We start from the raw sequence: 12,273 nt of genomic DNA, 5'->3' as shown, positions 1-12,273 counted from the left end.
ATTGACCGGCCCCCGGCACCCCGCGTCTACGCTGGACGAATCATGGATTCCCGCGCCCACCCCCCGGTCGCCGCCGCGCTGCGGCTCTGCCTCCACGCGCTGCTGGTGGGGCTGCTGGTACTCGCGGCGGTACGGGCCGTCAGCGACGGCACACCGCACGCCACCGCCGTCGTCGTGCTCACCTGCGTGATGGCCGCCCTGTACGCGGCGGGCGCACTCGCCCCCGCCGTACAGCCGCGCACCCGCGCGGCCGCGCTGTGGCTGGCGGCGCTGGGCGCCGTGTGGCTGGCGCTGCTCGCCCTGTCGTCGGACGCCCTGTGGGTGGCCTTCCCGCTCTACTTCCTGCAACTGCATCTGCTGCCGACCCGCTGGGCCCTGCCCGCCGTCGCGGTCACCGCGGCCGCCGGCATCGCCAGTTTCGTGCTGCACGGCCAGGCCGTCACACCGGGCACCTTCATCGGGCCGCTGCTCGGGGCGGCGGTCGCGGTCGCGACGGTCCTCGGATACGAGGCGCTGTTCCGGGAGAGCGAACGGCGCCGGGAGCTCATCGAGGAGCTGATGTCGACCCGGGCGGAGCTGGCCGAGGCGGAACGCACCGCGGGCACGCTCGCCGAACGCGAGCGGCTGGCCCGCGAGATCCACGACACCCTGGCGCAGGGTCTGTCCAGCATCCAGCTGCTGCTGCGCGCCGCCGAACGCACCCTGCCCACCGACGACCCCGCCACCGCGCACGTCCGCCGGGCCCGCGAGGCCGCCCAGGACAATCTCGCCGAGGCCCGCCGCTTCGTCCGCGCCCTGTCGCCGCCCGACCTGGAGAACGGTTCCCTGGCGGCCGCCCTGGAACGCCTCTCGTCCCGCACGACGGCCCCCGGCCTCACGGTGCAGTTCGCGGTGAGCGGCACGCCGGTGGAGCTGCCCACGCCGTACGAGGTGGCGCTGCTGCGTACCGCCCAGTCGGCGCTGGCCAACACGGTGCGGCACGCCGGGGCCCGGCGTGCGGAGATCACCCTCAGCTTCATGGACACCTCGGTGTCGCTGGACGTCGTCGACGACGGCCGGGGGTTCACCCCGGGCCTCGGCCCGGTGGCCGGGGACCAGGGCACCGGGGGCTTCGGACTGCCCGCGATGCGTGCCCGGGCCCGTTCGCTGGGCGGCACGCTCAGTGTCGAGTCGGCCCCCGGTCAGGGCACCGCCGTCGCCCTGACCCTTCCCCTCCCGATCCCCGACGGCCGGCCAGGACAGGACGCCGCATGACCACCCCCACCCCCATCAGGCTGCTGCTCGCCGACGACCACCCGGTGGTACGGGCGGGGCTGCGGGCCGTGCTCGATTCCGAACCCGGTTTCCGGGTGGTCGCCGAGGCGGCCACCGCCGAGGCGGCCGTCGAACTCGCCGCGACCGGCGAGTTCGATGTCGTCCTCATGGACCTGCAGTTCGGTGCGGGCATGCACGGATCGCAGGCCACCGCGGCCATCACGGCACAGCCGGACGCGCCCCGCGTCCTGATCCTCACCACGTACGACTCGGACGCCGACATCCTGGCCGCGGTCGAGGCGGGCGCCGCCGGCTATCTGCTGAAGGACGCCCCGCCGGAGGAGCTGGCCGCGGCGGTACGCACGGCCGCGGCGGGCCGCTCGGCACTCGCACCGGCCGTCGCCCACCGGCTGATGGACCGCATGCGGACGCCCGCGGAGGCGCTGACCAAGCGCGAGCTGGAGGTCCTGCAGCTGGTCGGCGAGGGGCTGTCGAACCTGCAGATCAGCAAGCGGCTCTTCCTCAGCCAGGCGACGGTGAAGTCCCATCTGGTGCACATCTACGCCAAGCTGGGTGTGGACTCCCGCACCTCGGCGGTCGCGGCGGCGACGGCCCGCAGGCTCATCCGCCGCTGACCCCGCCCCCGTGCTGCCGGTCAGCCGCGCGGTGGCTCACCGAAGAGATCGACGGCGACCCGTACGTCCCTGAGCGCGGAGGCCAGGGCGCTCACCGAGCCGATCGCCCCCGCGATCAGCAGCAGTGAGCGGCGCAGACGCGGAATCTCGGGTACGCCGCCGGCCGCCATCGCGTCCAACGCGGCCAGTTCGTCCTCGGCGATCCCCCGGTCCGGGAATTCGCCCGGGTGCCCCGCCAGCTCACGGCGGAGCCGGGAGACGGCCGTACGCAGCTCCGTCACCCTCGGGTCCCCACCGCCGCCGGTCACCCGCGTCTGCCCCACGCTTCGCAACAAAGCACTCCCCCTCGCACATCCTTGTGCCAGTGTTCCGACCGGTCCCCACACCGTGGCCAAGTGTCCGGTCGTGCGCGCAAGTTAACGCCATGACAGGTGTCGAGCGCCACTCCACGGACAGAATTCAGGGTGTCCCGTAAGGGTGATACGCGTGTCGCCCGGTGGACGCCGCCCCCGCTCACACCCTCCTCCGCTTGCTTAAGCGAAGGGTGCGCGTCCGGGGCGTATTGGGGTATCCAGACCGCATGACTACGACAACACCAACCCCCGGGATCGCCGGACTGCTGCTCGCCGCGGGCGGCGGACGGCGGCTCGGCGGACGGCCCAAGGCGCTGCTCGAACACCGCGGCCGGCCACTGGTCGAGCACGCGGTGCGGGTACTGCGCGACGGCGGCTGCGGCCCCGTCCATGTGGTCCTGGGCGCCGCCGCGGACGAGGTCCGGGCCCGCGCCGACCTCAGCGGCTGCACGGTGACCGTCAACCCCGGGTGGACCGAGGGCATGGGCTCGTCTCTGCGGGCGGGGCTCGGGGCACTGGCCGGCACGGGGGCCGACGCGGCGCTCGTCCTCCTGGTCGACCAGCCGGGCATCGGCGCGGACGCAGTGGCACGGGTGCGTTCGGCGTACCGCTCCCGGACGGGGATCGCGGCCGCCGCGTACGACGGGGAACGCGGCCATCCGGTGCTGTTCGGGGCGGGCCTGTGGGCGGACATCGCGGCGGGCGCGGTGGGTGACCAGGGCGCTCGGGCGTACCTGCGGGCGCACCGCGATGCGATCACGCTCGTCGAGTGTTCCGATGTGGCTCAGGCGTACGACATCGACACGGCGGAGGACCTGAAACACCTCGGGTGACCGGACTGGCACGCTGCGCCAGCACCGGGCCACTTCTGTCGACCCGGAGAATCTCGACATCAACAAACCATTGAACTTCCACTATGAGGAAACTACTATCCACTGGCCAGAAGCCCTCTGCACCTCGGACGGCGTCCACGCCCGTATCCCGGAGCCGTGGCACGCCGTGCCATTTCAGGCGACCCGGCGGCCGTGAGACGCCGCCCACGCCGCCCGCTGAAGGAGTGACAGCTCATGTCCGCACCAGCGCCGTCCCCGCTGGCCATCGTCGATGCCGAGCCCCTGCCCCGGCAGGACGAGGTCCTGACCGACGCGGCCCTCGCGTTCGTGGCCGAGCTGCACCGGCAGTTCACGCCCCGCCGTGACGAGCTGCTCGCCCGCCGCGGCGAGCGCCGCGCCGAGATCGCCCGTACGTCCACGCTGGACTTCCTGCCCGAGACGGCGGCGGTCCGCGCGGACGACTCCTGGAAGGTCGCGCCGGCCCCGGCCGCGCTGAACGACCGCCGGGTGGAGATCACCGGTCCGACCGACCGCAAGATGACCATCAACGCCCTGAACTCGGGCGCGAAGGTCTGGCTCGCCGACTTCGAGGACGCGTCCGCCCCCACGTGGGAGAACGTCGTCCTCGGCCAGCTCAACCTGATCGACGCGTACACCCGCAACATCGACTTCACGGACCCGAAGTCCGGCAAGTCGTACGCCCTGAAGCCCGCCGACGAGCTCGCCACGGTCGTCACCCGCCCCCGAGGCTGGCACCTGAACGAGCGTCACCTCCAGCTCGACGGCACCCCGGTGCCCGGCGCGCTGGTCGACTTCGGCCTCTACTTCTTCCACAACGCCCAGCGCCTCATCGATCTCGGCAAGGGCCCGTACTTCTACCTCCCGAAGACGGAGTCGCACCTGGAGGCCCGCCTCTGGAACGACATCTTCGTCTTCGCCCAGGACTACGTCGGCATCCCGCAGGGCACGGTCCGCGCGACCGTCCTGATCGAGACGATCACCGCCGCGTACGAGATGGAGGAGATCCTCTACGAGCTCCGCGACCACGCCTCCGGACTGAACGCCGGACGTTGGGACTACCTCTTCTCCATCGTCAAGAACTTCCGCGACGGCGGCTCCAAGTTCGTCCTGCCGGACCGCAACGCGGTGGCGATGACCGCCCCGTTCATGCGCGCGTACACCGAACTCCTCGTCCGCACCTGCCACAAGCGCGGCGCGCACGCCATCGGCGGCATGGCGGCCTTCATCCCGTCCCGCCGCGACGCCGAGGTCAACAAGGTCGCCTTCGAGAAGGTCAAGGCCGACAAGGACCGCGAGGCCCACGACGGCTTCGACGGCTCCTGGGTCGCCCACCCGGACCTGGTCCCGATCGCCATGGCCTCCTTCGACGCGGTCCTCGGCGAGAAGCCGAACCAGAAGGACCGCCTGCGCGAGGACGTCGCGGTGGCCGCCGGTGACCTGATCGCCATCGACACCCTGGACGCCAAGCCCACCTACGAGGGCCTGCGCAACGCCGTCGCGGTCGGCATCCGCTACATCGAGGCCTGGCTGCGCGGCATGGGCGCGGTCGCCATCTTCAACCTGATGGAGGACGCCGCCACGGCGGAGATCTCCCGCTCGCAGATCTGGCAGTGGATCAACGCGGACGTGGTCTTCGAGAACGGCGAGCACGCCACGGCGGACCTGGCCCGCAAGGTCGCGGCCGAGGAACTCGCCGCGATCCGCGCGGAGATCGGCGACGAGGCGTTCGCCGCCGGCAAGTGGCAGCAGGCCCACGACCTCCTGCTCCAGGTCTCCCTGGACCAGGACTACGCGGACTTCCTGACGCTGCCGGCGTACGAGCAGCTGGGCTGAGCCCGCACCGTTCGAACGGACATACCTCCGCCCCCAGCACCGCACAGCGCCGGGGGCGGAGGTATGTCCACGTTCACGTCCATGTCCGCGGACAGGCGTCAGGTGGTCGCCGCCTCCATATCCGCCTTGACGGCCGAGTCGTCCAGCGACGTGAGCACGGACTCGGGGTCGCCGCCCTTCATCACCGCCTGGCTCACATCGGTGCGTATCGTGCCCCTGACGGCGGGCCAGGACCGCATGTTCACCGGCGCGAACTGCGCGTCCGCCAACTGCTCGATGAACGCCGACAGCCCTTGCTCGGAGGAACCCCCGGTCGCCGCGTCGGACGCGGAGTACGTCACGGGGAGCGCGGACTGACCGCCGCCGTAGGTCATGGCGGACTCTCCGCTGTAGAGGAAGGCGAGGAACACACCGCACTCCTTGCGGTGGCCGTTCCGCTCGAACGCCATCAGCCAGTCGCTCAGCCCCACCGGCCTGGCGGCTCCGCCGTCCTTCTTGGGGAACGGAGCGTGCGCGTAGGGGACTTTGGCCTGATCGGCCGCGCCCATCAGCACGGGGTGGGCGATCAGCATCCCGATCTCGCCCTGCAGGAACTGTGCGTACGCGGCGGTCCTGTCGAGCTCCGCGGGGGACGCGCCGGCCAGCCCGTCGGCGACGAGTTTGTCCCGCAGCCAGGTCAGGGCCTCGATGTTGGCCGACGTCGCGAAGTCGTACTCCGCGAGCTCCCCCGTATAGCCGCCGTCGGCCGCGAGCAGCCAGGACAGGGCCTCGTCGTCGGCCGCCTCGGGGCCGAACTGGAGCCCGTACGGCGTCTTCACGCCGATCGCCTTCAGCGCCTCGGCGGCCTCGCGCAGCGTGTCCCACGAGGTGGGGGCGCCAGTGATGCGGGCCCGCCGGAAGAGTTCCTTGTTGTAGAAGAGCCGGGGCGTGCTGGCCAGGAAGGGGATCCCGTACGTGGCGTTGTCGACCGTGCCCGCCTCGGTGAAGGACCGGATGAAGTCGGCCTGGGTGGCGATGTCGAACAGCTGGCTCAGGTTGTAGAGCCGGCCGTCCTCGGCATAGGGCGCGAAGACGTTCGACTGCGCGATGTCGGGCGCCCGGCCCGCTTCGACCCGCTGGGCGAGCGTCTTGTCGATCTTGTTGAACGGGACCCGCTCAAGGTTGATCTTTATGCCGGCGTGCTGCTTCTCGAAGGCGGAGACGATGCTGTCCCACTGGTCGCTGAGCGAGGCGCCCACGCTCTTGTCGTAGCTGGCCACGAGGAGATCGAGCTCCACGTCCTGACGTGATGAGCAGCCGGTGAGCCCGAACGCGGCCGTGGTGCCGGCGAGGCCGGCTGTCTGAAGAAGGAACTGCCGCCGACGCACCGCTCTTGCCACCTCTTGCTAGTCCAGCACATGCACTTATGACAGATTCTGCCATACAGGCATCTTCTGCCCGCTCTTCTGCCCACCGGGCGAAGTGCCTTCAGGGCATAACCTGATCCGCATGCAAGGTGGCTCGTTGACGGAGCGGCGCAAGGCCGCGACCCGGCTGGATATCGCCCGTACGGCGGCGGCGCTCTTCGTGGAGCACGGCCTGCGGACCACGCGCGCCGAGGACATCGCGCGCGCCGCGGGCGTCGCCCCGCGCACCTTCTACCGCTACTTCGCGACCAAGGAGGAGGCGATCACCCCGCTGCTCGCTGCCGGGGCCCGGCAGTGGGTGGAGGCGGTGCGGGGCGCCCCGGCCGACCTGTCGGTGCCGGATGCGCTGCGGCACGCGGCAGCGCGCGCGCTGACTCCGGACCCCGGTGACACGGCGGCCTCGGAGTCCCTGGAGTGGGTGCGGTCGCTGCTGAGGATGGCGGCGGACAGCCCGGCACTCCAGTCGGTGTGGAACGACGCGTGCCACGACGCGGACGTCACCCTGACAAGGGTGCTCTCGGCGCGTGCCGGGCTCCCGGACGGAACGGATTCGCTGGACATCCGGCTGACGGCCGGGGTCGCGGGCGCGGCGGTGCGGGCCGCGGTGGAGACCTGGGCGGCCGGCGATGCCCCGGCCACGGGGCCACAGGGGCCCGCGGCATTGGCGGAGCGCTGCCTGACCTCGGCGGAGGGCGCACTGAAGGGCACCTGACCCCGGGTGCCGTACGACCGGTTCGCGGAACCGTCGGGTCTCCGCGAACCGGCGGCCGGTCGGCCCCGGGCCCGCTACTTCAGGCCGGTGTCCAGTGCGTTCATCAACGTGCCCTGTGACGTGTCACCCGACATCTCCCAGATCATCACCCCCAGCAGCCCCTTGGACTTCACGTAGTCGGTCTTCTTGCCGATGGACCAGGTGTCGTCGAAGAACCACCACTGACTGCCGGTGCAGCCGTACGTCGACACCGACTGTTCGTCGTGATGGACCGTCATCGTCGGGTACGCGCCAATGAGGTTGGAGTAGCCGCGGGTCCCTGCCTCCTGCGCGAACTGGCCGGGGGCGGCGCCACCCGCCGACTGACATTCACCGGCGGCTCCACCATCGGCGACGTTCTGCCAGCCCCGGCCGTAGAACGGGATGCCCAGCGTCAGCTTGCGGGGCTCGACGCCCGCGTCCGTGTAGGCCTTGATGGCGGCATCGGCACTGAAGTGGAAGTCGTAGGGGTCCTGGTCGTCCGCTGCGGGCGGCCCCAGCACCGCGTGTGCAGGACGCAAGTCCCCTTCCACCACGAGCCGTTGTCGGCCGAGTTGAAGGTGGCCGTCAGCTTGCCCGCCGCGTGCGCGGGTGCGACCTGCAGGGAAAGCAGCGCGAGGAGCAGTCCGAGAACGGCGACGAGGGCGGTCGCCGTTCTCCGTCTGAGTGTCATGTGCTCGAACATGGGGTTCTCCCTTGAGGCAGGGACCGGTGAGGCGGTCCTGAGGGGGAGCGGGATTCCTTGGTGCCACGGAGCACGGGGGAACTAAATGGTCTGGACCAACTTCGTCAAGAGGTTCAGACCATTCTTCAGCGGAGGCACTGGTGCGCGATTTTGGAGCCGCTGCGGCTAGGATCACGCGTGGCAAGGCTGTAGCGCAGAGGTCGTCGCGCCCTAGCAGCAAGCTGGAGGACGTCGGTTCGAATCCGACCGGTCTTGCCACCTTTTCGTGGAAGAGAAGTCGATGGCGTCGGTTCGTCCCGAGCTGGCGGAGGACGCGGTCGCCCTCTCCTGGCCGGGTGCCGGCGGGGGGACCTGGGGAGTAGTGATGTTGCAGCCGATGCCCGTGCGCTGTCCCGCGATCGAGCACCCGGACATTCCGCTCGCCGACACGGCTCTGCTGGATCCGCTGCTGGAGCGGCTGGCAGCAGAGCACCCCGTCGAGGCCGACGAGGCCTTTGCGCTCGGCGCGCTGCGCGCGGACGGACGGGTCGACCTCTGCAAGCAGGGGCTGGGAGCCGCAGGTGCGGTCCGGGTGATGCCCGCCGTCGCTCACTCCCCGCACGCCACGCATGTGCTGCTCGGCACCAACTCGCTGGGGGACGAAGGGGCGCGGGCCGTCGCCGACGCGCTGGGCCGGGGCGGCCACGGGCTGCGGACGGTCTATCTCGGCTGCAATCGCATCGGAGCCGACGGAGTCATGGCGCTCGCCGGAGCACTGAGCGAGGACGACACCGTCACGGCGCTGTGGCTGAAACGCAATCCCGTGGGTGACGCCGGTGTCCGGGCACTCGTCCCGATGCTTCGCCGCAACACCGTGCTGCGCACCCTCGACCTGGTGAACAGCGGGCTCACCACAGACGGCCTCGCGGCGCTGCTGGCCGTACTGAGTCAGCGGCCCCGGCCCGTCGAGCGGCTGTTCCTCGGGGGCAATGGCCTCGGCGCCGAGGCCGCCCCGCTCCTGGCCGCACTGATCCGGGACGCGGGGGTGCGGGAGCTGTACCTTCCGGCCAACCGCCTCGGGGACGCGGGGGCCGCCGTGCTCGCGGCCGCCGCCGACCCCGCCCGTCCGATCCGGCTCGGCCTCGGCGGCAACGGGATCGGGCCCGCCGGGGCGCGCGCCCTGGCCGACGCGCTCGACGGGATCGAAGGACTGGATCTGGGTCGGCCGCCCTCCGAACGCAGCCTCGGGGCCCTGTCCAATGTCACCGGTGACATCGGAGCCGACGCGCTGGCCGGTGCGCTGCGCGGCAGCCCCCTGCAGCGGCTGGAACTGCGCCACACCGGTCTCACCGGGCGTGGTGCGAAGACCCTGCTGGCCGCCGTCGACGCCGACTCCCGTCTGGAGTACGTGGGGTTGGGCCCTGGCCTCCCCCGCAAGGTGAAGCGGTCCTTCGCCGCGCGGCTGCGCCCGGACCGCGGTGCGCACCCGGACCTTCGTGCGGTCAGGAGCGTCTACCGGTGAGCCAGGACGCGGTGGCGGCTTTCCTCGATCCGGAGGAAAGGGCGAGCCGACGACAGGTCCACCGGTACGCGGTGCCGCGGTGGATGATCGAGGCGTCTGCCGAACGGCGTGCGGCCGGGGACTGGCAGGGGGCCTGCACGGCGGCCCGGTTCGATGTGACATTCGACCTGTCACAGGTCTCCGCGCGGTACGGTCCGGACGTGGCCGGGGCGCTCCGCGCCGATCTCCTCCATCTGGTGCCGGACCTGGTGCGCTGGCACCTGCCGCGGGTACTGGGCGGGCGCTCGACGCTCGCCACCGACCTGACCGTGGTCCTGGCGGGTTACGGCGTCACGGCGGACATGCCCGGGGCGACGGCTCCGTATCTGTATCTGCGCACGCCTGCGATGGTCGACGGACCGCAGCGGATCTCGCTCCGGTTCGGGGCGGTGCGACGCGACGCGGCATCCAGTACCTTCCACCTGGGCGTCACGGACTGGCGGGCCTGCCGGCATCTGTGGGACGCGCGCCGTACCGACGAACTGCGCGCACGCGTCGGCGGCGCCGACCGGTTGCCGTTCCTCCACGCCGACGGCACACCACGCGGGGCGGACGAACTGCCGGACGCGGACCCGGGCGCCGGTGACCCGGTGGCCCGTGCCGAGTGGGTGACCCTGCTGTACCAGCGGGGTCAGGTGGCGGAGTCCCTGGCGGCGGTCGGCATCGACGTCGATGCGAACTCGCCGAAAACGCCGTCGTGGTACCGGGCGACGCCGGCGACGATCCTGGCCCGGCTGGCGCTCGATGTTCCCCGGCTGGAGTCGGAGGCCGGGCGGTTCGCGGAGCTGTACGGTGCGTCGCGCCTTCAGATCGGCGAAGACTGGGTGGCCTGCGTCCTGCTGGAGTTCACGGGCAGCGGCAGCGACAGCAGGCTGCGGATCGGACTCGTCGAGCGGGAGGCCGCCGAGGGCGCTCCCCTCCTTCCCCGGTCGCTCCGGCAGCGGCTGCCGGACCTCGACCTGCTGCGGACCGGTGATGTGACTCCCGGACAGTTGCATCCGCTGGTCGCCGGGGCCCTGTTCCCCGGCCTCGACACGGCGGTGGGGCCGCCAGGACCGACGCCGCCCGCGCCGGTACGGGTCAGGTGCCGCGGCGAGTGGCACGAGGTCGCCTTCCGCGACGGGAAGCTCGACTCCCCGCACAGCCCGCAGGAGCGACAGCGCGAGAACGCGCTGCGGGCCTTCGGCGGCGCGGTCACCGGCTGCTTCGCCGTGGAGCACTCCTGCACCTCCGGCAACGGTCGGCTGCCCAAGGCCCTGCGGGCGCAATGCCGGGATCTCTTTCTGCGCGCCCAGCACGGAGACACCCCGGGGGTCCTGGAGCTCCTGGACGCGGGGGTGGACCCGCGCGTGCGGGACGGTGGACGGCGAAGCCTGCTCCACGTCCTGCACCTCCTCGACCACGAGCCCCTGCTGCCGCGGCTCCTGGCGGCGGGTCTCGATCTGGAGGCCCTTGACCACCGGGACCGCACCCCGCTCTGCGTGGCGGTCGGCGACGGCGGTTCGGCGGAACTCGTGACGGCGCTGGTCGAGGCCGGGGCACGGATCGACGTCGTCGACCAGATGGAACTCTCGCTGGACCAGCTGATCCGCAAGTACCGGCGGACGGACCTGGGCTTCCTCAGGGAACGGGTGGAGAAGGAGCATCCGGGCCTCGGGGCCGACTGGTGGGACGAGTGGGAAGAAGAGAAGGACGACGAAGACGAAGAGGATGAGGACGGGTGAGCACCATCGCCCCCGGCAGACCGGGACAGCCCCCCGTACCACCGCGCCCGGCCGACGTACCGGGACCGCTGGACGCCGCCGACGAGCTGAACCGCAGACTGCGGACCTCACGGACCGAAGCCGCCGCCAATCCTCAACTGGAGGCGCTGGCACTGGCGGTGACGGCCAATCAGCCGGTGCTGCTCTGGGGCGAGCCGGGCATCGGCAAGTCGGCCGGCATGGAGCAGCTCGCCGCCGGACTGGGCCTCGGTCTGGAGACGGTCATCGCCAGCGTGCACGAACCGTCCGACTTCGCCGGGCTGCCGGTCGTCGGTGACGACCCGGCCGTGACCGGGGTGCCGATGGCCCCGCCGGACTGGGCGGTCCGGCTGGCACGCACGGGCCAGGGGCTGTTGTTCTTCGACGAGTTGTCCTCCGCTCCCCCGGCCGTGCAGGCGGCACTGCTGCGCGTGGTGCTCGAACGCCGGGTGGGCAGCCTGACGTTGCCGGAGTCCGTACGCATCGTGGCGGCGGCGAACCCACCGTCGAGCGCGGCGGACGGCTGGCACCTCAGCCCACCGCTCGCCAACCGTTTCGTGCACCTCCAGTGGACGCACGATCCGCGCACCGTCGCGCGGGGCATGGCCGGTACGTGGCCCGAGGTGGCCGTGCCGGTCGTCGACGCCGCCAGGGTTCCGGGGGCGGCGGCGCGGGCCCGTGGCGCGATCTCCGGCTTCCTGACCGCACGACCGGGCCTCGTCCATCACATTCCGGCCGACGCGGAGAGCCGGGGCCGGGCCTGGCCGTCCCCGCGGACCTGGGACATGGCGCTGCGGCTGCTCGCCACCGGGTACGCGACGGGCACCGGGCGGGAGGCGGTGGCCGCCGCGCTGACCGGGGCTGTCGGGGACGGCGCGGGCATCGAGTTGCTGTCCTACCTGGAGAACCTCGATCTGCCCGACCCCGACCGCGTACTGGCGGACCCCGACGCGTTCGCCCTGCCCGAGCGCGGCGACCGTCAACTGGCCTTCCTCATCGCGGTCGTCGCGGCCGTCCAGGGCGACCTCACCAGGCGCCGCTGGGAAGCGGGCTGGACGGTGCTGGCGAAGGCCGTCGACGCGGGTGTGCCCGATGTGGCGGCCAGGGCGGCGGTGGATCTGGCGACGATGCGGGACACCGACTGGCCGGTGCCGGAAGGCATCGACGCCTTCGTGGAACTGCTGCAACTGTCCGGCGCCCTCCCGCAGAGCGGCTGAGGC

General features: G+C 71.9%; 10 protein-coding genes, 1 tRNA gene and 1 pseudogene. 9 read left to right on the top strand and 3 right to left on the bottom strand.

Translation table 11 applies throughout. The features are described 5' to 3' along the window. Positions 1-42 precede the first annotated feature (42 nt). Together OG978_RS33025 and OG978_RS33020 are read left to right on the top strand one after the other, a co-directional pair. Positions 43-1,254 (top strand): sensor histidine kinase, encoded by a 1,212-nt coding sequence (locus tag OG978_RS33025; RefSeq protein WP_326768719.1) that lies wholly within the window; start codon positions 43-45, stop codon positions 1,252-1,254. After that, positions 1,251-1,889 carry a response regulator transcription factor gene (locus OG978_RS33020; protein WP_326768718.1) on the top strand — a complete coding sequence of 213 codons (639 nt, stop codon included), beginning with the start codon at positions 1,251-1,253 and terminating at the stop codon, positions 1,887-1,889. The genes OG978_RS33025 and OG978_RS33020 overlap by 4 nt, the downstream gene beginning before the upstream one ends. A 20-nt stretch (positions 1,890-1,909) precedes the next feature. Here the strand turns inward: OG978_RS33020 and OG978_RS33015 are convergent, their stop codons facing one another. Beyond that, positions 1,910-2,212, bottom strand: coding sequence for a DUF5955 family protein (locus tag OG978_RS33015; RefSeq protein ID WP_326768717.1), 303 nt, complete (start codon positions 2,210-2,212; stop codon positions 1,910-1,912). A gap of 257 nt (positions 2,213-2,469) precedes the next feature. Here OG978_RS33015 and OG978_RS33010 point away from each other — a divergent pair, with 257 nt between their 5' ends. Further along, positions 2,470-3,075, top strand: coding sequence for a nucleotidyltransferase family protein (locus tag OG978_RS33010; protein ID WP_326768716.1), 606 nt, complete (start codon positions 2,470-2,472; stop codon positions 3,073-3,075). A gap of 234 nt (positions 3,076-3,309) precedes the next feature. Continuing rightward, entirely contained in the window at positions 3,310-4,929 is a 1,620-nt protein-coding gene (aceB, locus tag OG978_RS33005) for a malate synthase A (protein ID WP_326768715.1), read from the top strand. 98 nt (positions 4,930-5,027) lie between these two features. On the opposite strand, the gene OG978_RS33000 is transcribed toward aceB, so the two are convergent. After that, the gene (locus OG978_RS33000) at positions 5,028-6,206 is read right to left on the bottom strand and encodes an extracellular solute-binding protein (RefSeq protein ID WP_326768714.1); all 1,179 of its coding nucleotides are present in this window, start codon (positions 6,204-6,206) and stop codon (positions 5,028-5,030) included. A 211-nt stretch (positions 6,207-6,417) separates the two neighbouring features. On the opposite strand from OG978_RS33000, the gene OG978_RS32995 reads away from it, so the two are divergent. Beyond that, complete coding sequence (locus tag OG978_RS32995) at positions 6,418-7,047, top strand: TetR/AcrR family transcriptional regulator (RefSeq protein ID WP_326768713.1); 630 nt, start codon at positions 6,418-6,420, stop codon at positions 7,045-7,047. 74 nt (positions 7,048-7,121) lie between these two features. Here OG978_RS32995 and OG978_RS32990 read toward each other — a convergent pair. Further along, positions 7,122-7,568: pseudogene (locus OG978_RS32990) on the bottom strand (glycosyl hydrolase family 18 protein); the annotation flags it as partial. Positions 7,569-7,953: 385 nt separating this feature from the next. Between OG978_RS32990 and OG978_RS32985 the strand changes: the two are divergent. From OG978_RS32985 to OG978_RS32970, 4 genes are all read left to right on the top strand, one after another. Continuing rightward, positions 7,954-8,029: transfer RNA gene (locus tag OG978_RS32985), tRNA-Cys, on the top strand. Positions 8,030-8,135: 106 nt separating this feature from the next. After that, positions 8,136-9,272 carry a gala protein gene (locus OG978_RS32980; RefSeq protein ID WP_326770238.1) on the top strand — a complete coding sequence of 379 codons (1,137 nt, stop codon included), beginning with the start codon at positions 8,136-8,138 and terminating at the stop codon, positions 9,270-9,272. Beyond that, entirely contained in the window at positions 9,269-11,035 is a 1,767-nt protein-coding gene (locus OG978_RS32975) for an ankyrin repeat domain-containing protein (RefSeq protein WP_326768712.1), read from the top strand. The genes OG978_RS32980 and OG978_RS32975 overlap by 4 nt, the downstream gene beginning before the upstream one ends. Then, on the top strand, positions 11,032-12,270 hold the full coding sequence (locus OG978_RS32970) for a sigma 54-interacting transcriptional regulator (protein WP_442817779.1): 1,239 nt from the start codon (positions 11,032-11,034) through the stop codon (positions 12,268-12,270). Before OG978_RS32975 ends, OG978_RS32970 begins: the two co-directional genes overlap by 4 nt. The last annotated feature ends 3 nt before the right edge of the window (positions 12,271-12,273 follow it).

Origin of the sequence: Streptomyces sp. NBC_01591 (assembly GCF_035918155.1) — a bacterium.
Lineage (GTDB): Bacteria > Actinomycetota > Actinomycetes > Streptomycetales > Streptomycetaceae > Streptomyces.
The sequence above is the reverse complement of the archived record's forward strand: the minus strand, read 5'-3'. Positions and strand labels throughout refer to the sequence as shown.